Below are 19,903 nucleotides of genomic sequence, written 5' to 3'. Positions count from 1 at the left end.
AGGCGCAATTTGCCGTGATCTTCGGCGAACGTTTCATCAGAGCCATGGCGGCCTGATGATCAACCGCCCGGCCGCACACGGAAATCCTGACAGTCCCGTGTGCGTGCCGCGCAAAATGCCCCGCCACCTGTGCCGTCGCATGGGATCAAAAAAAATGGCGTTGGCATAGGAGAGGACCGACATGCCCCTGGATCATCCGACCTCGACGGCTGGCATCACCGTCGATTATATCAACGCCCTCATGGCGACGACCATGGCCGATGCACGGGTCGCTTCGGTTCGGATCGTCGACGCCAAGACCTATGGCGAACAGATGGTGTCGACCGCCGGACGGGTTTCGATCGAAGTCGATCATGCGCCCGGCGCGCGCACGGACCTTCCCACGCGGCTGGTGCTGAAGCTCACTCGCGCGGTCGATCAGATCATGGCGCCCTTCTACGCCAATGAAGTCGCGCTGTATGTCTGCCTGCGTCCGGAACTGAATATCGAAGCGCCACGCTGCTTCGGCGGCGACTTCAATCCGTCGACGACGCATTTTGGCCTGTTGCTGGAGGATTTGAACGCCCGGGATGCCCATTTCCCCAATGTCACGATGCGCACCGGACCGGACGATGTGCGGCCGCTGCTCGATCAACTGGCCCGTCTGCACGCGACGTTCTGGCAATCGCCCCGGTTCGACAGGGATTTGCGCTGGGTCGAAACCCATGTCAGGGGCGGCGTCGCCACGATGATGAACGATCTTGCGCCAACCTATATCGCGCACGAGGTCGAGACCGAAAATTTCAAACGCGAACTGGTTCAGCGCCTGCGCACCACGCCCGCCCGCCTGCTCGCGGGCGTGCAGGCGGTGCAGCGGCATCAATCGACCCTGCCCCAGACGCTGCTGCACGGCGACACGCATCTTGGCAACACCTACCGCCTTCCCGACGGCACCGCCGGCCTGCTCGATTGGCAACTGGCCGTGCGTGGCTATGCGATGCATGATGTCAACTACATCATAACGACCGGCTTATCGATCGGCGACAGGCGGACCCATGAACGCGACCTCCTCGCTTATTACCTCGACCGGCTGGGTCAGGAGGGCGTCGAAGATCGCCCGTCCTTCGACAGTGCCTGGCAAGAATATCGACGCGCCCTCGTTTGGGGCGTCTATGTCGGCTGGCTGACCACGCCGGTGATCAATTACGGGTGGGAAATCAACGTCCTCAATCATCTGAGGCTGACCACCGCCTATGAAGACCTGGACACGGCGAAACTGGTCGAGGCGCTGCTTTGAAGCCGCGGCAGGCGCCTCAATCCATCCCGATCATAATTGGTTGCTTCCCGACGCCTGAAACAGCCGCTGGAAGTCCACCATCGTGGGCTGATGCGCGGTAAAGCCGCCGTCGACCGGGATCATCGCCCCGTTGACGAAGCGGGATTCGTCGGACGCGAGGAAGGCAACGACATTGGCGATGTCGCCCGGGCTGCCCAGTTCAGGATTGAGATGGTGGTCAAGCAGCACATCCTTCACCGCCTGCGGTGTCGTCTCGATGGCGGTATCGCTCAGGACGAAGCCGATGGCGATGACATTCGACCGGATACCCCGCTTGCCATATTGGGTGGCCAGGAAACGACTGAGATTGATGAGCGCCGCCTTGGACGAACCATAGGCAGTCAGCGTCATTTCGCCCAGCAGGCCAAATCCCGACGCGGAATGGATAAGCGAACCGCCGCCGCCCGCAATCATGGTCGGCAAAGCGTGCTTGCACAGCAGCATCGGCCCTCGCGCATTGACGGCAAAGGCGCGGTCCCACGCATCCGTCGCCAGATTGACGACATCCAGGTCGTGGGCACGCTGCTCTGTCGTCTGATAGGCGGCATTATTGTGGATGATATCGATGCGCCCGTGCCGCTCCACGATGCGCGCAATCGCCGCCCTCACGCTGTCCTCGTCGGTCAGGTCGAACGTCTCCGCATCGGCCTTCCCCCCGCTGGCCCGGATTGCGTCAGCCGCCGCTTCCACCCTGTCCGCCAAAATATCGGCCAGAATGACAGTCGCACCGCGCTGCGCCAGAACCGCCGCCACTTCCCTGCCTATACCTTGCGCAGCCCCGGTTACGATCGCCACCCGCTCTTCCAATGCACCGGCCATATGAAATCCTTTCCGCTTACCCGATCGGCGCCGAAGCCGACCGCACTTACAAGGTGTTAGGGGAAAGGGTCGTGCGGCTCCACATGAAATGCGGTGCCGATCTGTCGAAACGGGCAGGTCGGCAAGCGACAGGCTTTCTGTGTCCATCGGAGTCCGGATAACATCTTCCAGCTTTGGAGATAGCCTTGGCCGTGGGCACCCTGCGCGGCATTGGTTACCTTCCTTCCAAAAGGAAGATGGAGCGGAAATATGAGCCGACTGCGGGGCAAGGTTGCGGGCGTCGGGCGCCGCCTAGGACAACCCGCCGCACGCCGCTTCACCGCCGGGAGCGGTCGGCATCATCGACATTCTGTCTACATCACCGATGCTGCATCGAAGGCAGCCCTTTATTATTTGACCCGGAATATCGCGGCGCAGTTCGGCAAGCAGATACGCAGCCCGACGGTCGGGACGCGCGACGACGTCGCCGGCATCATCACCCATTCGCCGCTCTATGCCGAAGCCCATGCCGCCATGAACGGCGGTCAGTGAACCGCGACGCAGGAGAGACGATATGCGCGAGGAACGAACCTTCTGCCGGATTTGCACGGCCCATTGCGGGCTGATTGTTTCGATCGACGATGATGGCCGACCGATCGCTGCCCATGGAGACCGCGACGATCCGCACAGCTTGGGTTATATCTGTTCCAAGGGTGCCGCCGCCCCGCAGGCGCATATGCATGAAAGCCGCCTGCTCCATCCGCGGACATAGCGGCCGACGACCTGATCGCGGCAACCCGCCGGTTCGCAGGACCGGGTAAAAGAGGAACGGCACTATCCGGCACCGGCATCGGCATGACCCGTCATTCCAACCTGGCCCAGCATCTTGTCGACACGCTCAACATCCTGTGCGGGCGGTTCGTGCGGGCTGGCGAACGTATCGACAATCCCGGTCTGGTGATGAACCCCGGCCCCAAGGCGGCACAGGTCGTCAATCTGCCCCGGCCATGGGAAACGGGGCCGCGCTCGCGCATCGGCGACTTCGGCCTGATCGGCGGAGAGATGGTGACCGGCACCTTGGCCGACGACATATTGCGGCCGGGGGATGGCCAGGTGCGGATATTGTTCAACCATGGGGGCAATCCCGCCGCCGCCGTACCCGACCAGCGCAAGATGACCGAGGCGCTGAAATCGCTCGACCTGCTGGTCAGCATCGACCCGGTCATGTCGGAAACGGCACGCCTGTCGCATTATGTCCTGCCCCCTAAATTGCAGTTCGAGCGGCCCGACATTCCGATCTACCTGTTCGAGGCGGCATTGTTTCCCCAGCAATACACCCGCTACAGCGCTGCGATCGTCCAGCCGCCGCCCCAGGCGGAGCTATGCGACGAATGGCGCGTCTTCTACGAGTTGGCGCGGCGGTCGGGCCGCCCGATCGATTTCATGGGCTCGTCCCTCGACATGGACGTGCCGCCCAGCGAAGACGATCTGATCGCGCTGACGCTGCGCGATGCGCCCGTGACGCTGGAGGAACTGCGGCGGCATCCGCAGGGCTATTTCCATCCGGCAGAGACGCTGGCCGACCCAACCGACCCTGCCACGGCCGGGCGCTTCACCCTCTTCCCGCAGGATGTGGCCGCGGAAATGGCGGCCATGACGGCGAATTTTTTCGACCGATGCGGATCGCCGTTTCCCCTTCCTCCTGTCGAGCCGCCGTTCGCGCCACCGAATGAATTCGATCGGCAACACCCTGCCCGACCTGCAAAGACAGTTCAGGCGCAATCACGCCTATATGAACCCGGACGATCTGCGCGCCCTGGACCTGGTATCGGGCGACGCGGTGGAAATCACGTCGGACCACGGATCGATCCTGCTCGACGCGCAGGCGGACAACACGGTGCGACGCGGCGTCGTGTCCATATCCCATGGTTTTGGCGGACTGCCGGATGACGGCGGGGACTGGCGCGACAAGGGGGCATCCCCTAACCTGCTGATCAGCACCGACCGGGACGTGCAGACCATCAACGCAATGCCGCGAATGACTGCCATTCCCGTCAACATTCGTCGGCATGACGGCACTGCTCCGGTCCGGGAAAATTGTTGAGGAGAAGATCATGACAGGGTTGGACGAAGACCGATCGGAAGCATGGCGCGAAGCAGCCGCCCGACTGGAGAAGAACAAGAAGATCGCGGTCGGCCTGCTCGATGCGATGGCGCATGGCGACAAGGCAGAGATCGACCGGCTCCTCAGCCCTAAGGCGACCTGGTGGGTCATCGGCTATGGCGAATTCGATCGCGCGACGCTGCTGAATATGCTGACGCGAACCCTCGACAGGGCCACCGAGCGTCGCCACACCGTGCTGGGTGTGACTGCCGAGGGCGACCGGGTGGCTGTCGAGTCCGAATCGGAATTTCACTTCCCCGAACGCATCTATCGCAACAGCTACCACGATCTGGTCTTTATCGAGGGCGATCAGGTCATCCGGGTGAAGGAATATCTCGATCCCCGCGCCTCCGCCGGGGAGATTTGAATACCCTGCCGTTGGGCAGGACGCACGCGACCGCCCCCTTGCGTTATGCTCTCCCGCAAACAGCAGGAGAGGGTGATGGTTGCTTCGATCGACCAGACTCTGCAAACCGACGCCGATATCAGGGTGCGAGCCGATGCGCATCATGTCGGCCCGCTTTACGAGATCGGCGCCTATAGCGCCGATATCCCCCGGCATTGCGAAGGACGATTCCGGTCCGAATGGCACTATCTGCACATGTCCATCAGCGACGACCAACCGATCTTCAGCCAGTTCGTGCCGCAGGCGACATCCCATTGGCATCGCAACGGCCGATGCGTTTTCGTGCCGGCGCGCCAGACGGTGGACTGCCGCATCAGTGCGGGATCGCGCACGATGCTGTCGTGCCTGATCGACCCTGCCCTGCTGAAGGACGAAGACGGGCGCGACGTCCTGTGGGACAGCCTGCCGCCAGATCGCGCAGCCGACGTTGCCGGTCCATGCCTTCATCTTATCCTGCAACGGATATTCGATGAACTGCTGCGCCCCAGCTTCGCCGGGTCCTTCTACATCGGAACGGCGGTGGCATTCCTGGGGGCCGAAATCATTCGCTGCCTCGGTGGAGAACAACCCCGCCGCGGCGGGACTCTGACGGATAGGCAGATGGCGCTGCTTCGCGACCGGATAGAAGCCGTTGGCGAACCCCCGCCGACATTGGTGGAACTGGCTGAACTGGTCTCGCTGAGCCCGGGGGTGCTGTCGGAACGCTTCCAGCGCAGCACGGCACGCACCTTGAGAAGCTATGTCGCGGAAAAGAAGCTGGAAAAGGCGAGCGCGCTGTTAACGAAGCGCGACCTGATGATGAAGCAGATCGCCTATCTCAGCGGTTTTGAAAGCGCCGCGGCCTTCGCCACCGCTTTCCGCAAGGAATTTGGCCTTACGCCCAGCCAGTTTCGTGCCTCCATCCCCGATCAGGCCGGAACCCGGCGCAATGCTTCCAATCTGGAATAAAGCCGCCGTTGCGACAGCGGCCGACCAACCCGCTATGCTGACCCGCATCGGTGCAATGGCGGGAACAACCATGACCCAACACAAGTCGATGAACGGATTGAAACCTAGGGCCTATATGCAGCGCCAGGAGCGGCTGCCCCGCAGCTACGCCGCAATAGACGCCGGTTGGCTGACGCAATTTCTCGCGCAGCGTTATCCCGGCGTTGCGGTCGAACGTCTGGAGACGATCGAGTTCATTGATGGCCACACGAGCAAGGCGCGAATCCGGGTCGAACTGAATGAAGCTGGCCACGCGGCGGGCCTGCCCCAACAATTATGCCTGAAGGCGAACTGGATCGAAGAGGACCGCAGCAGCGCGGTTTGCGTGCAAGAGGCCCGATTCTACCATGACTTGCCCCATTTCATCAACATTCCAGCGCCCCGCTGCTACATGGCGGACTGGGACGATGACGGCCTGGGCCAGCAAGGCATCATCGTCCTGGAGGATCTGGTCGAGCGTGGCGGAACCTTCAGCACGTCGGCAAGCGGCATCAGTCCTGCCGACGCCTACAAGGCGGTAGACAGCCTTGCCGATCTGCACGGCAGCAGTTGGAGCAGGCCGGAACTCGATCGGCTCGACTGGCTCCAGACCTCCGTCGCGGCCGATACGCCCGTCGACGACTATTGGATGCTCCTGAAGGATATAATCGACGTCCGCCGCAAGGATCGGCAATGGCTGAGCATTTTACCCGCCTGGATCGCGGAGGCGCCCGACCGGCTGTATGCCGCCTTCCAACAGCTATGCCGTGAAGAACGGGCGGACTCCTCGCCGCTCTGCCTGATCCATGGCGATGCACATCTGGGCAATTGCTATCGTACGCCCAATGGCGAACGGCTTTGGTTCGATTGGCAACTTCCGCGTCGGGGGCGGCCATGGCGCGACTATAGCTACTTCATCATCGGATCGCTGGAGCTGGAAGACAGGCGCGGTCATGAACAGGCGCTGTTCGACCATTATTTCACCCGGCTACTCAGTCACGGCGTGACATTGGACCGGAGACGTGCCTGGATCGATTACAGGCGGTGGATCGTCTGGGGGCTGATAGCCTGGCTTACGAACATCAATCCCAATGAACCGTCTCAAGGCCCCTTGAACCGTTTTTCCCGCGCCGCGGAAGATCTCGATCTAGCCGCGCTGTTCGACGTTTAGCCCGAACCCCCGATCATGTTCAGGGCGCGCGGAAGCAATAAGCGCATATCTTGTTCCCATCCGGGTCTAGCAGATAGGCGCCATAGGCGTGCGGCACGGCGGCGCGCGGTCCCGGCAGCCCGGCGTCCGTGCCCCCGGCGGCGATCCCCGCCCGATGAAAATCATCGACGGCGGCCCGATTTGGCGCCTTGAAGCTCAGGGTTGCGCCGTTCGATGGCGTCGCCTGCCCTTCGATCGGGCGCAGGATCAGCAGTTCGGCCACCTGGCGCCCATAGCCGATCCCCTGGTCGAGAAAGGGTCCCAGATTGCCGATACCCAGCGGCGCGAGCACGGCGTCGTAGAAGACAGCCGCCCGCTCCAGGTCGTTGGTTCCCAAGCAGGCGTGCGTGAATATCCCCATGTCGCCCTCTACTGAAATGAAACGCCCTGTTACGCCGGATCGTCGGGGCGCTGCAATCCGTGCCCACCCGGCAGAAAGAGCGCATCGGACCGTGCGCCGAGGTCATGCCGACGACCATAGCGAATCCGGTGCCCGTGGCCCGCCCGAAGCCTGCCTCAGCGTTCGGCCCTGCGCCCTCACCCCGCCCGGCTCATCCCGTCCAGCATGTCGGCCACATAAGGGGTGTGATGAACGATGCCGCCATCCACGGCGATGACCTGCCCTGTGATGAAACTCGCCGCATCCGATGCCAGGAACAGCACGGTCCCGGCAATATCCTCCGGCACGCTTTCGCGGGGCAGCAGCACATGCCGCTGCACCATGGCGATCTGCTCCCGGTCCATCATCTCGCGGGCCAATGGCGACAGAACCAGTCCCGGCGCAACCGCATTGACCCGGATATTGAACCGGCCGAACTGCACCGCCGCATTGCGGGTCAGCGCATTCACCGCCGCCTTGGACGCCGAATAGGATGGGTTGTTGATGTCCCCGACCAGCGACACGCCGGTGGATGTGTTGATGATCGCGCCGCCGCCGTTTGCGATCATGTGCGGGGCGACCGTCTTGATCATCAACATGGTGCCACGCGCATTGATCTGGAACGCACGGTCCCATGTCGCCGCCTCCAGATCGAGCAGAGAGCCATCCGCCAGCATCTGTTCCAGGCGGGTGTCGGCGGCATTATTGTGCAATATGTCGATGCGGCCGCACTGCCGCATGACGGCATCGACCAATGCGGTGATGCTCCCCTCTTCCGCCAGGTCGAGCGGCATGGCGACGGCTTTCCCGCCCGCCGCGTTGATGGACTGGGCCACCGCTTCGGCACGCGCGATGGCGATATCGGCCAGAACCACCTGCGCACCGGCTGCCGCCAGCGCCCGCGCACAGGCTTCCCCGATATTGGCGCCCGACCCGGTCACAATGGCGACCCGTCCGCTCAGGTTCATCCTCATGACAAGCTATCCTCCAAATCGATAGGGCACAGGTTCCGCCATCGCCCGCCGGTAGGCGGGCCGCGCCTGCAATCGCGCCAACCAAGCAACGATGTTGGGATAGCCCGCAATGGCGTGAAATTCGCGCGCCAGTTCGGCCACGAAGCTGACCTGTATGTCCGCCGCAGAAAATTCCGCTCCCATAAGATAGGGGCCAGGACTCAGACCCGCCTCCAGATAGGCCAGTACATGGTCCATCTCCGCTCGGGCAGCGGAGACGAAAGGGGCATCGTCCATGCCAAAGGCCCGCCCCCAGGCAAGGAACATCACCGGGGTCGAACCGATGGACACGGCAAAGTGCATCCATTCCAGGAACCGCAGCTGTTCGGGGCCCTTTCCCTTGGGCATCAACCGGCCATCGTCATACAGGCGCAGAAGATAGTCGGCGATGGCCCCCGATTCGACGATGGCCTGCCCATCCGCTTCCAATATCGGTGCCTTGCCGATGGGATGGGCCGCCTTCATCGCCGGTGGCCCTTTCAGCGTATCCGGTTCGCGCAGATGCGGCACCATCTCATAGGGGCAACCCAGTTCCTCGAGCAACCAGACGGTTTTCTGCGACCGGGAATCGCTTAGGTGATGAACACGCAAAGTCATGCGGTCACCCCGCAGCCGAAACGACATGGTCGACATCCATATCCATCTGGCGCGCGACATCGCTGGTGTCCCAATATTCCCGCCAGGACATGATCTGGCCCTCGCCATCGCATTCGAACACCGCGCACACCCGCGATGAAACTTTCCGATCGCCCTTATGCAATGTCACATGATCGGACCTTTCGGTGAAAACAAAGGGTCCGTTGGCTGCGGCCGCGTGAATCTCGCAACGGCAGTCATAATAGGTCTGATATTGCTTGCGCAGGACGTCGGCGATGGCCTGCCTACCCTTGAAGGTTGCGGTGGTCGGAACCAGCGGCTGATAGCTGCAACCCGGCGCAAAATAAGCGGCCAGCCGATCGAAATCGGGGGCTTCGTGGAATTCCTTCAGAAATTGCAGGACACGTTCAAGATTATCGTGGGCCACAGGCTTGTTCCTCTCTTTTACGTGACGTTGCACAGGCTCGCAGGGGACGTGTCCTAGATAAAGATAGGTTGATGAACATCCTTGCCAGCCCATTCCTGCTTTTCATCCAGGGAAGGCATCCGATGACCGTCACTCTGTTCCAACTCGACCGCTCTCGCTCCGAACGCGCCGTGTGGCTGATGGAGGAGCTGGAAAGCCCCTATGAGATTCAATTCTACAAGCGGCTGGAAACATGGTCGGCGGAACCGGCCTATAAAGCGCTGCATCCGATGGGATCTTCCCCGGTGATCGAGGCGAACGGCCAGCGGATCGCCGAAAGCGGGGCGGTGGTCGAATATCTCGCCACGACGCAGGGCAACGGCGTTCTGCGGCCGACGCCGGGCGACCGGGACTATGCCGACTTTCTTTTCTGGTTTCATTTCTCAGAGGCGTCGCTGATGCCCGCGCTGGTTACGGAGATCATGGCCGAAATGTCGGGGATAGACCATGACCATCCATCGCGGATCGCGGGCCGGGCCAGGGCGGCGCAATTTCTGGCCATGGTCGACGACCAGCTTTCGCGCACGCCCTTCATCGCGGGCGAACGGTTCACGGCCGCCGACATCATGATGACATTTCCCTTCACCACAACGCGCCTGTTCATGCCGGTCGACGTCGAAGGCCACCCCTACATAGCCGCTTATGTGAAACGCATGGCGGCGCGCCCGGCCTATCGCCGGATGCGCGCCATCGTCGATGATCCACGTGACGGGAGCCAGCCCGAGTAGAGCGGCGATCTGACTGGATCGGATCGCAGCTCCAAGTCCCTATTTTACTGCGGGCTGCGCCACCCCCATGACCTACCGTGTCACCGGCAGGACGACATTACGGGCCGCCTCGCCCAGAGCCGTAGGACCGAACAGCTGAAGCCGCCTGCCTTCGATAGTCGCAAGCAAATGGATCAGCGCCGCATCCTCCTGCGGCCCCGCCTCCGCGATATAGGTTTCCAGCGCTTGTGCGGCGGCGTCCCAACGGTCGAACGAACCGCCCAAAAGGGCTGAAACATCGGCGATATTGCGCGCCACCATCTCCGCGCCATGGTCGTCGGCCCGCTGCACCCATTCGATCAATTCGGCGAGCTGGGTCTTGTGCGCTTCGGCCGCCTCGCCCGTAACGGGCAGGGTAGCGAGCGTATCGACCAGCTTTTCCAGCAAAGGCCCGTTATCCCCCTTGCGTTGCTCCAGCTCCGGCAAGCTGGGCAAGGCGACGCCCGACAAATGCGACAACGCCAGCAGGATCGACCGCCGCAGCGACAGGTCGAACATCAGATAGACGGAATGCGGATCGCCCGGACTTGGTTTGCCGACGGTTCCCGTAAACTGCATCGTTCCCAGCAGGGAAAATTGCAGGACGTGAAAAATCACCGCTTCATGATCGACCGGCTCGCCCGTCGCTTCCTCATAATAGCGCACCAGCTCGGGCAAGGGTGCGCCCAACGGTTCATAGCTGTTGCGCATTCCCATGGTCGCAATGTCGACCAGCGGGTCGCCGATCATCGAGAATTCGAAATCGTACAGCTTCGTCATCGCGCCCTTTTCGACCAGATACTGGCCTGAATCGAACTGGATGAAGCTGGCGCGCTGGCGATCGCGCGGTACGTTGCGGCCCAGCCAGCGGATGACGAATTCCAGCAGCGGCTCCGGTCGGCTCTTGGTCCGCCGGTAATGCGGCATATAGGCGTCCAGGCCCACCAGCGCGATGGCTTCCGCGCCTTCGGGCAGATGGACGCCAGCATCCACAAACGGTTCGACCGGCAATCCATGCATGGCGGCGACCGCCCGCATATAGGCGCGACCGACAGCGCTTTTGGTCGTCGCGTCCAGCGGCGAAAAGTCGCGGGTTCCCTCGATGGCCTCCATCACGATACAGGGCGGGTCGGCCAGATAGCCATGAATCTCCGGCACCGGCAGCCCCTGCTTGTGCAACAGCTCGATGACGTCGGCCTCGCGCTTCAGGTCGGGAAAGATCGATACGTCGCCGCCGCGATCGCCGCGCAGATGCAACCTGCGAATGGCATCGCCCTGCTGCACATCGACGAACCAGGAAGGACGCCAGCGGACCAGCCGTTCCAGGCCGACTACCTTGCCGCCTGTCAGCTCCTCTACGAAGGCGGTGATCCGTCCCACCGCCGCATCGTCATAATTGTTAAGCGCAGTCGCATCTGTCATTGGCCTTGCTCCCAGGCGGAAAAGGCCTCTGCCACGGCCCGCGTGTCCATATATTCCTTGCCTGAAACGATCTGGCCGTCGCGAATAATCAGAAGATTATGATATTCGTTGCGATAGACGCGGTCCGGAAAGACCATCTCGCCCCTTACCTCCACCGCGACACGGTCCCCTTCGGCGGTGATCCCGACGATCTCCACCGTGCGCCGTTGCGCGCTCAGCAATCCGCCTTTGACACTGCCAATGAAGTCGGCGCGGCTCATTTCACCATGGCCAAGTATCCACCAGCGGCAATCGGGATGCTGCAAGGCCTCGATCGTATCGATATCGCCCTGTTCGACCGCACGCATGTAGCGGCGCGCCACCGTCTTGTTAGCCTCTATGTCGGCCATCCGCTCTCCTCCGCAATCACAGCGTCATCGCCCTTGCGTTTTTGTCAAACGCGTCAGCGAATTCATTACCGCTTCCTTGCCAGCGCTACCGGATGGCAGAACCCTATCCGTGGGCGGGTGGCCTCGTTCCTTTCGCTCCACACTGTCCGGGCAATCGCTGAAAGAACGAAAGGAGGGGGTTATGACGACAAAGAGCACGACCATGAAGCTGTGCACCTATATGGGCGCCCTTGCCGGCACGATGATGTTCGTCGGCATATGGCCGGTCGCGCATATGTTCCCGCCGCTTGCGCCCTCGATGCCCGTGGCGGAGGTCGCGGACTATTATCGCAGCCATCAGACCGGCATTCTGGCCGGCGCCATATTGATCGCCTCATCTTCCGTCCTTTTCTTCCCCTTTCTTGCGGCGGTCGCTACCTTCATGAAAAAGATCGAGGGTCCGGTTTCCCCATTGACGTGGGCCTTTGTGATGGTGGTGGCCTATGGCTTCGTCACACTGTTCTTCGCCGGTCTGATCTTTACTGCAGCGGCTTATCGCTCCGACCGGCCCGATGCTGTCATCGGCGCATTGAGCGACATCGCATTCCTCCTGTTCGTGATGCCGGCGGTGCCCGCCTTCGTGCAAAATCTGCTGACCGGCTTTGTCATTCTGGGCGACCGGCGACCTCAACCGATCCTGCCGCGCTGGCTGGGCTACATGAATCTGTGGACCGGCGTCCTTCTGCTGCCCGGCCTCGCCATCGGTCTGTTCAAGACAGGTCCGTTCGCCTGGAACGGCGTACTGGCCTTCTGGCTGCCCGCGGTCGTGTTCGGCATTTGGTTCAACCTTATGATCTTCGCCATGCTGGCGGCGATCAAACGCGACGCGCTTGGGGCCGACTGATGCCTGCCTCGCAAGCCGCCACGCCGCAGTCCCGCCGCCACGTTCCGGGCGAAGAGGGGCTTTGGGTCTTCATCTTCGGAGACCTGCTCGTCTTCGCCGTATTTTTCATCACCTACGCCGTTGCCCGGCAACAGGAGCTGGCGCTGTTCGAAACATCCCAAGCCCTCCTCGACCGCCATCTGGGACTTCTCAACACCCTGCTCCTGCTGACCAGCAGCCTTTTCGTCGCCCAAGCTGTCGCAGCCGTGCGCAGGGGCGATAAAAATGCCCGACCGCTGCTGTTAGGCGCGATCATGCTCGGCAGTGGCTTCGTGATCGTCAAGGCGTTCGAATATTCCGCCAAGATCGCTCAGGGCTTTACGCTCAACAGCAACAGTTTCTCGATTTATTATTATATGTTCACGGGTATCCACCTTGTGCATGTGCTGATCGGACTGGGCGCGCTGGGCTTCGCCCTTTCCCGGTTCGACCGGGCTGGCCAGTTGCAGGGCGGTCCCGCATTGATCGAAGGCAGCGGTGCCTTTTGGCACTTGGTCGATCTTTTGTGGATCATTCTCTTCGCTCTTCTTTACCTGCTTTAGGGATATCCACCGATGGGCATGATGTTGCGCAACCGCATCACTCTGATCTGGGCGATCCTTGTCGTTGCCACCTTTCTCTCCTTCGAGACGATGACACTGGGCAGCGCGTCTCTTCTCCGCTCCCTCATACTGATCATCGCCTTTTCCAAGGCGTTGCTGGTGGGGCGGGAATTCATGGAATTGCGGCACGCCCCGCCCATGATGCTGTGGATGTTTCAGGCATGGGCGGTCGTCACCTGCCTGGTCCTGATCGTGCTGTTCGCCTACTGACGACGCGCGGCGGAAAACCGGTCGGTTCCGCAGCATGGCCAGCAGGGACGCGCCATGGTCCTTTTGGGGGATGGCAGCGCCTCCTGAATGGCGCGCTTTACGAAACTGCGCTATTTTTACGCCGGCGCGATATTGGAGAGGAAGGAAATGCGCGAACTGATTGAATCGAACCATGCCCTGGGCGACCGGGACGCATTGGACCGCATCTGGTCCGAACATGGTTATTGGTTCTTTCGCGATGTGCTCGACAAAGACGCCGTCGGCGCCATGCGTGACGAGTATCTGGCCGAACTGCGGAAGCTGGACCTTGTCGACGCCGGCAGCAGCGAGCCGATCTGGAACGGCAAGCCGATCGAGAATTTCCCGGCGACGTTCGAGGACCTCCACAAACGGCGCGCATGGCAGAATTTCGTCAAGGATCCCCGCATCAACGCCTTCTTCGAAGAGGTGCTAGCCGACCAGATCTACTGGATTCCGATCGACTATTACCGGTTGGTCGCGCCCAGCAAGACGAAAGACGACAAGGCCTATCTCGGTCTGCATCAGGACGGCATGTCCAATCCGGGGATCGAATTTGTCACCTGCTGGATTCCGCTGGCCGAAATCGACGAGCATACAGGCGGGATTGTCATCGCCGAGGGGCAGCACCAACGCGGTTACATGGATGTGACCGACGGCAAGGTCGGTTTTTCGCAGGGACCGGCCATTCCTGAGGACAGCTGGACCCGCGCTCACTATCAGCCCGACGACGTGCTGATCTTCACCAAGTCCATGCCGCATTACGGACTTGGCAACAAGAGCGCCGACCGCTTCCGCCTGTCGCTCGACATCCGCGCGATGCGCCGGTCCCACCCGCTGCCCGTGGTGGGCAAGGTTAAGACGATCTCAGCCGATGAAGTCACCGTCATGACCGAGGAATTCGGCGACGTGACCTTGCGACTGGACGACTACACCATCGTGCGCGGGCCCGTTCCCGGAAGCCCGAATCCCATGCCTATCACGCGATTTCAGGCCCCTGCCGAGCTTCCGCCCGGCACCTCCGTCATGGCCACGCGGGACGACGGGCGGGCGCTGATTCTGCGACCGCATCTTTGATCCATGGGGTCGCTGGCGGGACGTTTAGGCCGTCCCGCCGGAACCCGAAGCGATCAGGCCGGAACCTCGGTTCCGCCCGCCGCCGCCTCGTCTATTCCCATCTTGCGCGTCAGGTCCGCCATATCGAGATATTCGCGCCAGCGCGATATCAGGCCTTCTTCGTCGAATTCGTAGATCGCAACCATTTGATGCGGGCAGGGCCGCCCCATGATGATGGCGGTATCCGACCTTTCCTGCATGACCATCCGGTCGTTCGACAGGATGGTCACTTCGTTGCATTTATTGTTGGTGGCAAATGCCATCTGTCGTTCGATCTCGGCGCGAAGCGCTGTGCGGCCCTTCACCACCGGCCCGCCCGGCACCCACAATTGCCATTCGGCGTCCGGCGCCATCATCGACAGGATTTTCTCGACGTCCGGCCTGCTTTCATCGGTGCCATCGCCCCAGGCGGCGCAAAATTCCCGTACCTTGTTTTCCAGTTCGATACCCATCGTGCATCCCTTCCCTCATTCAGTTGAAATATCGTCCCGTCAGCTTGCGGAAAGCGCCCTTGTCACGCTGATGAACGGCACCGCGCAGCTTTGGCCGCCATCCACCGGATACAGCATGCCATTGACGTAACGGGACTCGTCGGATGCCAGAAATAGCGCCATGGCGGCGATATCTTCCGGCTCCCCGATAAAGGGCGTGTTCAGCACTTCGAGGAACAGCCGGTCCATCTCTGGCGTGGACCATTGCAGCTTGGCGGGGGTCTGGGTCGGCCCCGGCAGGATCGCATTGCTGCGGATACCCTGCTTGCCATAGGTCGCGGCGATCGCCTGGACGAACCAGTTGAGCGCCGCTTTCGACGATCCATAGCTATAGGCGGTAATGTCGCCGCCCATCGAACTGCCGGAGGATGTCGAAATGATCGATCCTGTCCCGCGCTCCAGCATATGCGGTATGGCAAGCTTGCTCGCCATCACCGCGCCCAGCACGTTCACCCGCAAATTCGCCATGAAGATTGCCGGATCGAATTGAAGGAAATCCATGTCGCGCATGGCATGGTCCTGATTGACGTAAAGCGCGTTGTTGAACAGAACATCGATGCGGCCAAAGTCACTGACCGTTTGCCCAATGAGACGTTCAAGGTCGGTCGATTCCCCGACATCGACTGTCATGGCCCGCGCCGTCCCGCCGGCATCGACAATCGCCTGCGCCGTCGTTTCAGCAGCTTCGGCGCGAATATCGGCGACGATCACGGTCGCCCCCTCTCGCGCGAACATCAGGGCGCTTGCCCGCCCTATGCCGCTACCGCTGCCGGTAATGATGCAGACCTTGTCTTCCAGGCGCGCCATTTCATCCTCCTCCATTTCCCGGTGATCTGCCGCGCGATGCCGCAGTCCCTCTAGCTTAAGGGCAACGCACTACGGCCCGGATGAAACCTGTCTTGCGGAGGGGAACGGCACCCGTCTCGCCATCGCTGGCGCCTGCCACAGGACAGGACAGGACCTCGCCGCCGCCAGAGCAGACTGGTGCGATGACCGACATTCAATCGCATGCAGCGATCGCTGCCTATCGAAACTATATCGCCCGTTATCCTGCGGCCGTCCTGTGGGCGTTGAAGACCGGTGGAAGTTTCAGCCTCTCTCTGCTGGCCGCATGGTCATTCCCCCTTCTGATTCTGTCGAAAGGAAACATTCTTTTTGTCGAGCAAGAGCCGTTCGAACGGGCGTTTCTGGAACGGTATCGCGGCTATTTCGAAAGGGGGTGGAGCGGAGACGTCCGGATCGACTCGGTTGAGGCGCAGTCCATCGGAGAGGGTCTTGTCTGGCTTCAGGCGACCGGCGCTCGATATGACCGCGACGGGCATATATTGGAACGCTGGGATTCGGGTTATATGATGCGCAACGCCGATGGCGGGTGGCGCACGATCATGTTGACCGACGCGCCCCGGCCCCGGCCCGATGGCGAAGACTGGGCACGCTGGGTCCGCTTGGCGATCGGCTGATTTATCGGCCCAGCCACGGACGAAATCGAAACTGGCCGTCCTGCTTCACGACGTGCCCCATATGCGGCGCCTCGAAATGCGCGGGCACCATCAGCGCTCCAGTCTCGGCCAGAACGCCGCGTAGCCTTTCCCGCGTCGCTATCGCCTGATCCAGATCGTCGCAGCCACCCAGGTGAAGGCTGCAATCGGCTATCTGCAGCGGATGATGGAAACAATCCCCGGTGAAGATGATTTCGCCCCCGTCCTGGGCGACGCGCAATATCGAGTGGCCAAATGTATGGCCCGGCGCGCGCTCTATCCAGACACCCGGCGCAACTCGATGCCCAGCCTCGACCAGATCGGCAAGGCCAGCCTCCAATATCGGTTGAACGCTATCCTCGAACACGCCGACATTATAATCGATGACTGCATGATCATCCCGCCCGCTGCCCCAGCGTTCCACTTCCCGCCGAACGAGAAGGTAGCGGGCGTTGGGAAAGGTGGGGACCCATCGCCCATCCTGCCTGCGCGTGTTCCAGCCGCAATGATCGCAGTGCAGATGCGTGCAAAAAACAATGTCAACCTGCTCCGGCGCTATACCCGTCTCGCGAAGGCGATCCAGATACGGCGTTTCGAGCTGGTGAAAATGAGGCATTGCCGGCCGGTCGCGCCCGTTTCCGGCGCAAGGATCGATCAGTATGACCAAGCCCCGATGCCGCAGGATCCAACTCTGGAACACAAGCTGGAAGCTCTGAAGGTCGGAGCCTGCCATCTTTGCGGTTCCACCGGTCAGCAGAGCGACGGGCACGTCGATACGTGCCTCCTCCACTCGTTGCAGTTCCAGGTCGCCCCAGCGCATATAGCAGCATCCTACTCCCGGCCTCAGTTATACCGTGAGGCTGTAAAAAACACAGCGAAACCTTGCGGAACTACCCGGTTTTGCGGCTTGGCAAAACCGCTCTGGTTGGCCGATAGTAGGTATATAACAACAGCATCTATTTGGAGCGAAGGATGGCAACGCAATTCGTAGAAAGCGTGGAAGGGCTGGAATTTTCAGATTTCGATCCTTTCAGCGTGGAATTCCGGGAAAACCCGGAAAAATATCATCCCTTGCTACTGGCCGAATCTCCCGGATTTATCACGATGGAAGGCGTCCCGTCGGCTTACATCGCGGGATTCTCCCAGTGTCAGGCCGTGCTGCGCAACTTTAAGGGTTTTTCCAGTCTGAAGCCCAAGGGTCTGCCCGGCATGGAGCGGATCGACTTCTTCAATGGCCTGCCGGTGATGAACTATTCGGACCCGCCAGATCACACCCGTCGCCGGAAGGTCGTGAATCCCGCGTTCACGCCGAAGCGCACGCAGATGTTGAACGAAAACGCCGCCGTCATGATCGATTCCCTTATCGATAAGATTATGGCCAATGGCGGCTCGTTCGAGGCTCTGGGCGACCTTACCAAAATCCTGTCGATCGACACGCTTCTCCGCCATTTCATGGGGATCGAGGACAAGGATCAGGCGATCTTCATGAACTATGTCATGACGTTGCCTTTGCTTGACAAGATGCGCCCTGGCGACCCCAAACCTCAGGCCTATCTAGATGCCTGGGCGGCAGGCGCTGCCTATTGCAAGCAGCAGCAGGAACTGGCTCGCAAGGGCGAATGCCGCAATCTGATCGGCGTCATCGCCGATGGCGCCGAGGGCGGTGCCATCGATGACGACGAGATGATGGCGATGATGATCGTGCTCCTGATCGGCGGCGTATCGACAGTCGCTGGCGCTGCTGCCGCTTCACTGATGAATCTGGCTAAAAATCCAGATATCACAGAGCGGGTCCGGCAGGATCCTTCTCTTGCGATCAACGTGCTGGAAGAAAGCATGCGCCTCGATCCTCCCGTCTCGCTCGTGATGCGTTTCGCGGCCGATAATGTTGAGGTTGGAGGCAAGGTCATCCCTAAAGGCATGCCAACCTATGTCATGCTCGGCGTTGCTTGCCATGATCCTGCGGTCTATCCCGATCCCTATAAGTTCGACATCGATCGGCCTAATATTAAGGATCATCTGGCATTTGGCCATGGCATGCACACCTGTATCGGCAACGCGATCACGCGCAATGTGGTCCCTCTGCTGATCCAGAAAGTGGTCGAGAAGATGCCGAACCTGCGCTTGGCTGATCGGTCCGACGCTCTGGAGTGGGACACCTCCACCCCCCGCGCCCGCCACATCGGCAAGCTCTACCTGCAAGCCTGACGCGCGGTCTGAATCTCATGGAGCCTGCCGCAGTCCCAATGGGCTGCGGCAGGTTTTTTAGTGGGCGCTCTATCGCCGACCATATTAAAGCAGAATGATATCTTTCTATCGACCGCCCGGGTGCCGTTGGGCGTTTGCCAACGGGCCAAACACCATCGCCGTGTGATCGAGGCGCCTCGCGACCGTGAAGCCGGCTGTACATTCACCCCTCACCTGTCCTACGACAGGCGGAGAAAGCAGCGCTTAAGCGCATCAATCCCTTCAGCCAGATGCACGCCGCTTCGACGTTGCGACATCGCCATGCGGGGGAAGCATCTGCCGAATAACGAGAAAGTTGGCGGGATTGGTGCGATGAATTCTCTGGCAAGCCGTGGGGCAGTCCTACCGACGTCACCTCACCAGCTGAAAGTCCATCGAACCAGCGATACAGGCGATGCTCGCCGTTTGCGCATCCTATATGCCGCATCCAACGAATTTCTGACCAAAGGCTTCGAAGCCGCCAATCTGGACGATGTGGCTTTGTCTGCCGGTGTTGGCAAAGCGACCATCTACAAATATTTCCACGACAAGTCCGACCTGTTCATGCACTGCGTCCTTGATGCGGTGACACAGGCCGCCGCCCCGCTGCGGCAAGTCTTGGATGCCGATGGGCCCATCGAAGATATTTTAAGGCAATTTGCTGCCCTGCACATATGCCGCATGATCCAGCCAGTCTTCGGGGGGCGTCCTTTTTATGAAATGGCCCGCACACTGGTGGGGGCGTCGATCAGCCATGCCGACCTTGCCAGGCAATCAAAGTCAGTATTTCGGCAGAATCTAGGCGTCCCACTGGTGGAATTTTTCAAGGCGAAGATAGCTCGAGGAGAGGTAAGGGGCGATGCCGGCTTTCTAGAGCAGTTTTCGATCATTCTGGTTCATAGCCGCACGATCTGAAGTAGTTGGCGCATTCCTGAGGCTGGAAGATATCGACGAGTTTGCCGATCAAGC

Annotated in this window: 25 protein-coding genes and 1 pseudogene; 16 read left to right on the top strand and 10 right to left on the bottom strand. The window is 60.9% G+C overall.

The features are described 5' to 3' along the window. Positions 1–181: 181 nt before the first annotated feature. The gene (locus tag DI606_RS15465) at positions 182–1,276 is read left to right on the top strand and encodes an aminoglycoside phosphotransferase family protein (RefSeq protein WP_293984613.1); all 1,095 of its coding nucleotides are present in this window, start codon (positions 182–184) and stop codon (positions 1,274–1,276) included. Between the two features lie 30 nt (positions 1,277–1,306). Here the strand turns inward: DI606_RS15465 and DI606_RS15460 are convergent, their stop codons facing one another. Beyond that, positions 1,307–2,134, bottom strand: coding sequence for an SDR family NAD(P)-dependent oxidoreductase (locus DI606_RS15460; protein WP_293984612.1), 828 nt, complete (start codon positions 2,132–2,134; stop codon positions 1,307–1,309). Positions 2,135–2,383: 249 nt separating this feature from the next. Between DI606_RS15460 and DI606_RS15455 the strand changes: the two genes are divergently transcribed. The 7 genes and pseudogenes from DI606_RS15455 (at position 2,384) to DI606_RS15430 (ending at position 6,820) form a co-directional block, all read left to right on the top strand. Further along, positions 2,384–2,665, top strand: a complete 282-nt coding sequence (locus tag DI606_RS15455; RefSeq protein WP_293984610.1) for a hypothetical protein — start codon at positions 2,384–2,386, stop codon at positions 2,663–2,665. Between the two features lie 22 nt (positions 2,666–2,687). Next, positions 2,688–2,885 carry a hypothetical protein gene (locus DI606_RS15450; protein WP_293984608.1) on the top strand — a complete coding sequence of 66 codons (198 nt, stop codon included), beginning with the start codon at positions 2,688–2,690 and terminating at the stop codon, positions 2,883–2,885. An 83-nt stretch (positions 2,886–2,968) separates the two neighbouring features. Continuing rightward, positions 2,969–3,406: pseudogene (locus tag DI606_RS20370) on the top strand (molybdopterin-dependent oxidoreductase); the annotation flags it as partial. A 436-nt stretch (positions 3,407–3,842) separates the two neighbouring features. Beyond that, a complete protein-coding gene (locus tag DI606_RS20365; RefSeq protein ID WP_367119482.1) occupies positions 3,843–4,217 on the top strand; it encodes a molybdopterin dinucleotide binding domain-containing protein in 375 nt (124 codons plus the stop codon). A 10-nt stretch (positions 4,218–4,227) separates the two neighbouring features. Continuing rightward, positions 4,228–4,644 (top strand): nuclear transport factor 2 family protein, encoded by a 417-nt coding sequence (locus DI606_RS15440; protein ID WP_293984605.1) that lies wholly within the window; start codon positions 4,228–4,230, stop codon positions 4,642–4,644. Positions 4,645–4,719: 75 nt separating this feature from the next. Continuing rightward, positions 4,720–5,631 carry an AraC family transcriptional regulator gene (locus DI606_RS15435; RefSeq protein WP_293984604.1) on the top strand — a complete coding sequence of 304 codons (912 nt, stop codon included), beginning with the start codon at positions 4,720–4,722 and terminating at the stop codon, positions 5,629–5,631. A gap of 70 nt (positions 5,632–5,701) precedes the next feature. Beyond that, positions 5,702–6,820 (top strand): phosphotransferase, encoded by a 1,119-nt coding sequence (locus DI606_RS15430; protein WP_293984603.1) that lies wholly within the window; start codon positions 5,702–5,704, stop codon positions 6,818–6,820. A 19-nt stretch (positions 6,821–6,839) separates the two neighbouring features. On the opposite strand, the gene DI606_RS15425 is transcribed toward DI606_RS15430, so the two are convergent. From DI606_RS15425 to DI606_RS15410, 4 genes are all read right to left on the bottom strand, one after another. Beyond that, a complete protein-coding gene (locus DI606_RS15425) occupies positions 6,840–7,220 on the bottom strand; it encodes a VOC family protein (RefSeq protein WP_293984602.1) in 381 nt (126 codons plus the stop codon). A 176-nt stretch (positions 7,221–7,396) separates the two neighbouring features. Then, positions 7,397–8,212: an SDR family oxidoreductase gene (locus tag DI606_RS15420; RefSeq protein WP_293984600.1), complete on the bottom strand. Its 816-nt coding sequence runs from the start codon at positions 8,210–8,212 to the stop codon at positions 7,397–7,399. A gap of 6 nt (positions 8,213–8,218) precedes the next feature. Further along, complete coding sequence (locus DI606_RS15415) at positions 8,219–8,848, bottom strand: glutathione S-transferase family protein (protein WP_293984598.1); 630 nt, start codon at positions 8,846–8,848, stop codon at positions 8,219–8,221. Positions 8,849–8,852: 4 nt separating this feature from the next. Next, the gene (locus tag DI606_RS15410) at positions 8,853–9,368 is read right to left on the bottom strand and encodes a limonene-1,2-epoxide hydrolase family protein (protein WP_293984597.1); all 516 of its coding nucleotides are present in this window, start codon (positions 9,366–9,368) and stop codon (positions 8,853–8,855) included. 29 nt (positions 9,369–9,397) lie between these two features. Here DI606_RS15410 and DI606_RS15405 point away from each other — a divergent pair, with 29 nt between their 5' ends. Continuing rightward, positions 9,398–10,042 carry a glutathione S-transferase family protein gene (locus DI606_RS15405; protein WP_293984595.1) on the top strand — a complete coding sequence of 215 codons (645 nt, stop codon included), beginning with the start codon at positions 9,398–9,400 and terminating at the stop codon, positions 10,040–10,042. 72 nt (positions 10,043–10,114) lie between these two features. Here DI606_RS15405 and DI606_RS15400 read toward each other — a convergent pair whose 3' ends face one another. Beyond that, a complete protein-coding gene (locus DI606_RS15400; protein WP_293984593.1) occupies positions 10,115–11,482 on the bottom strand; it encodes a phosphotransferase in 1,368 nt (455 codons plus the stop codon). Beyond that, the gene (locus DI606_RS15395) at positions 11,479–11,871 is read right to left on the bottom strand and encodes a nuclear transport factor 2 family protein (protein WP_293984592.1); all 393 of its coding nucleotides are present in this window, start codon (positions 11,869–11,871) and stop codon (positions 11,479–11,481) included. The genes DI606_RS15400 and DI606_RS15395 overlap by 4 nt, the downstream gene beginning before the upstream one ends. A gap of 181 nt (positions 11,872–12,052) precedes the next feature. Here DI606_RS15395 and DI606_RS15390 point away from each other — a divergent pair, with 181 nt between their 5' ends. The 4 genes from DI606_RS15390 (at position 12,053) to DI606_RS15375 (ending at position 14,700) form a co-directional block, all read left to right on the top strand. Further along, positions 12,053–12,754: a hypothetical protein gene (locus DI606_RS15390; RefSeq protein WP_293984591.1), complete on the top strand. Its 702-nt coding sequence runs from the start codon at positions 12,053–12,055 to the stop codon at positions 12,752–12,754. Beyond that, on the top strand, positions 12,754–13,335 hold the full coding sequence (locus tag DI606_RS15385; RefSeq protein WP_293984590.1) for a cytochrome c oxidase subunit 3: 582 nt from the start codon (positions 12,754–12,756) through the stop codon (positions 13,333–13,335). Before DI606_RS15390 ends, DI606_RS15385 begins: the two co-directional genes overlap by 1 nt. Positions 13,336–13,347: 12 nt before the next feature. Further along, entirely contained in the window at positions 13,348–13,605 is a 258-nt protein-coding gene (locus DI606_RS15380; protein ID WP_293984588.1) for a cytochrome C oxidase subunit IV family protein, read from the top strand. Between the two features lie 147 nt (positions 13,606–13,752). Beyond that, the gene (locus tag DI606_RS15375) at positions 13,753–14,700 is read left to right on the top strand and encodes a phytanoyl-CoA dioxygenase family protein (RefSeq protein WP_293984587.1); all 948 of its coding nucleotides are present in this window, start codon (positions 13,753–13,755) and stop codon (positions 14,698–14,700) included. A gap of 53 nt (positions 14,701–14,753) precedes the next feature. Here DI606_RS15375 and DI606_RS15370 read toward each other — a convergent pair whose 3' ends face one another. Both DI606_RS15370 and DI606_RS15365 read right to left on the bottom strand, forming a co-directional pair. Further along, positions 14,754–15,191 (bottom strand): nuclear transport factor 2 family protein, encoded by a 438-nt coding sequence (locus tag DI606_RS15370; protein WP_293984586.1) that lies wholly within the window; start codon positions 15,189–15,191, stop codon positions 14,754–14,756. A 39-nt stretch (positions 15,192–15,230) separates the two neighbouring features. Beyond that, complete coding sequence (locus DI606_RS15365) at positions 15,231–16,037, bottom strand: SDR family NAD(P)-dependent oxidoreductase (protein ID WP_293984584.1); 807 nt, start codon at positions 16,035–16,037, stop codon at positions 15,231–15,233. Between the two features lie 182 nt (positions 16,038–16,219). Between DI606_RS15365 and DI606_RS15360 the strand changes: the two genes are divergently transcribed. Then, positions 16,220–16,690, top strand: coding sequence for a hypothetical protein (locus DI606_RS15360; protein WP_293984583.1), 471 nt, complete (start codon positions 16,220–16,222; stop codon positions 16,688–16,690). 1 nt (position 16,691) lies between these two features. Here the strand turns inward: DI606_RS15360 and DI606_RS15355 are convergent, their stop codons facing one another. Then, positions 16,692–17,528 carry an MBL fold metallo-hydrolase gene (locus DI606_RS15355; protein WP_293984581.1) on the bottom strand — a complete coding sequence of 279 codons (837 nt, stop codon included), beginning with the start codon at positions 17,526–17,528 and terminating at the stop codon, positions 16,692–16,694. A gap of 152 nt (positions 17,529–17,680) precedes the next feature. On the opposite strand from DI606_RS15355, the gene DI606_RS15350 reads away from it, so the two are divergent. Further along, positions 17,681–18,916, top strand: a complete 1,236-nt coding sequence (locus tag DI606_RS15350; protein ID WP_293984579.1) for a cytochrome P450 — start codon at positions 17,681–17,683, stop codon at positions 18,914–18,916. 300 nt (positions 18,917–19,216) lie between these two features. Then, complete coding sequence (locus DI606_RS15345; protein WP_293984577.1) at positions 19,217–19,849, top strand: TetR/AcrR family transcriptional regulator; 633 nt, start codon at positions 19,217–19,219, stop codon at positions 19,847–19,849. Positions 19,850–19,903 lie beyond the last annotated feature (54 nt).

The organism is Sphingobium sp., assembly GCF_003248505.1.
Taxonomy (GTDB): domain Bacteria; phylum Pseudomonadota; class Alphaproteobacteria; order Sphingomonadales; family Sphingomonadaceae; genus Sphingobium.
Note: the sequence above shows the minus strand (reverse complement) of the source record. Positions and strands in the feature narration are given on the sequence as shown.

Excerpts from the sequence above, each read along its gene's own strand:
- DI606_RS15440 (WP_293984605.1), top strand. The coding sequence starts at position 4,228 with ATGACAGGGTTGGACGAAGACCGATCGGAAGCATGGCGCGAAGCAGCC.
- DI606_RS15345 (WP_293984577.1), top strand. The coding sequence starts at position 19,217 with ATGCGGGGGAAGCATCTGCCGAATAACGAGAAAGTTGGCGGGATTGGT.
- DI606_RS15370 (WP_293984586.1), bottom strand. The coding sequence starts at position 15,191 with ATGGGTATCGAACTGGAAAACAAGGTACGGGAATTTTGCGCCGCCTGG.
- DI606_RS15455 (WP_293984610.1), top strand. The coding sequence starts at position 2,384 with ATGAGCCGACTGCGGGGCAAGGTTGCGGGCGTCGGGCGCCGCCTAGGA.
- DI606_RS15460 (WP_293984612.1), bottom strand. The coding sequence starts at position 2,134 with ATGGCCGGTGCATTGGAAGAGCGGGTGGCGATCGTAACCGGGGCTGCG.
- DI606_RS15410 (WP_293984597.1), bottom strand. The coding sequence starts at position 9,368 with ATGGGCTGGCAAGGATGTTCATCAACCTATCTTTATCTAGGACACGTC.
- DI606_RS15435 (WP_293984604.1), top strand. The coding sequence starts at position 4,720 with ATGGTTGCTTCGATCGACCAGACTCTGCAAACCGACGCCGATATCAGG.
- DI606_RS15465 (WP_293984613.1), top strand. The coding sequence starts at position 182 with ATGCCCCTGGATCATCCGACCTCGACGGCTGGCATCACCGTCGATTAT.
- DI606_RS20365 (WP_367119482.1), top strand. The coding sequence starts at position 3,843 with ATGAATTCGATCGGCAACACCCTGCCCGACCTGCAAAGACAGTTCAGG.
- DI606_RS15350 (WP_293984579.1), top strand. The coding sequence starts at position 17,681 with ATGGCAACGCAATTCGTAGAAAGCGTGGAAGGGCTGGAATTTTCAGAT.
- DI606_RS15375 (WP_293984587.1), top strand. The coding sequence starts at position 13,753 with ATGCGCGAACTGATTGAATCGAACCATGCCCTGGGCGACCGGGACGCA.
- DI606_RS15355 (WP_293984581.1), bottom strand. The coding sequence starts at position 17,528 with ATGCGCTGGGGCGACCTGGAACTGCAACGAGTGGAGGAGGCACGTATC.
- DI606_RS15425 (WP_293984602.1), bottom strand. The coding sequence starts at position 7,220 with ATGGGGATATTCACGCACGCCTGCTTGGGAACCAACGACCTGGAGCGG.
- DI606_RS15380 (WP_293984588.1), top strand. The coding sequence starts at position 13,348 with ATGGGCATGATGTTGCGCAACCGCATCACTCTGATCTGGGCGATCCTT.
- DI606_RS15450 (WP_293984608.1), top strand. The coding sequence starts at position 2,688 with ATGCGCGAGGAACGAACCTTCTGCCGGATTTGCACGGCCCATTGCGGG.
- DI606_RS15400 (WP_293984593.1), bottom strand. The coding sequence starts at position 11,482 with ATGACAGATGCGACTGCGCTTAACAATTATGACGATGCGGCGGTGGGA.
- DI606_RS15365 (WP_293984584.1), bottom strand. The coding sequence starts at position 16,037 with ATGGCGCGCCTGGAAGACAAGGTCTGCATCATTACCGGCAGCGGTAGC.
- DI606_RS15405 (WP_293984595.1), top strand. The coding sequence starts at position 9,398 with ATGACCGTCACTCTGTTCCAACTCGACCGCTCTCGCTCCGAACGCGCC.
- DI606_RS15420 (WP_293984600.1), bottom strand. The coding sequence starts at position 8,212 with ATGAGGATGAACCTGAGCGGACGGGTCGCCATTGTGACCGGGTCGGGC.
- DI606_RS15385 (WP_293984590.1), top strand. The coding sequence starts at position 12,754 with ATGCCTGCCTCGCAAGCCGCCACGCCGCAGTCCCGCCGCCACGTTCCG.
- DI606_RS15390 (WP_293984591.1), top strand. The coding sequence starts at position 12,053 with ATGACGACAAAGAGCACGACCATGAAGCTGTGCACCTATATGGGCGCC.
- DI606_RS15360 (WP_293984583.1), top strand. The coding sequence starts at position 16,220 with ATGACCGACATTCAATCGCATGCAGCGATCGCTGCCTATCGAAACTAT.
- DI606_RS15415 (WP_293984598.1), bottom strand. The coding sequence starts at position 8,848 with ATGACTTTGCGTGTTCATCACCTAAGCGATTCCCGGTCGCAGAAAACC.
- DI606_RS15430 (WP_293984603.1), top strand. The coding sequence starts at position 5,702 with ATGACCCAACACAAGTCGATGAACGGATTGAAACCTAGGGCCTATATG.
- DI606_RS15395 (WP_293984592.1), bottom strand. The coding sequence starts at position 11,871 with ATGGCCGACATAGAGGCTAACAAGACGGTGGCGCGCCGCTACATGCGT.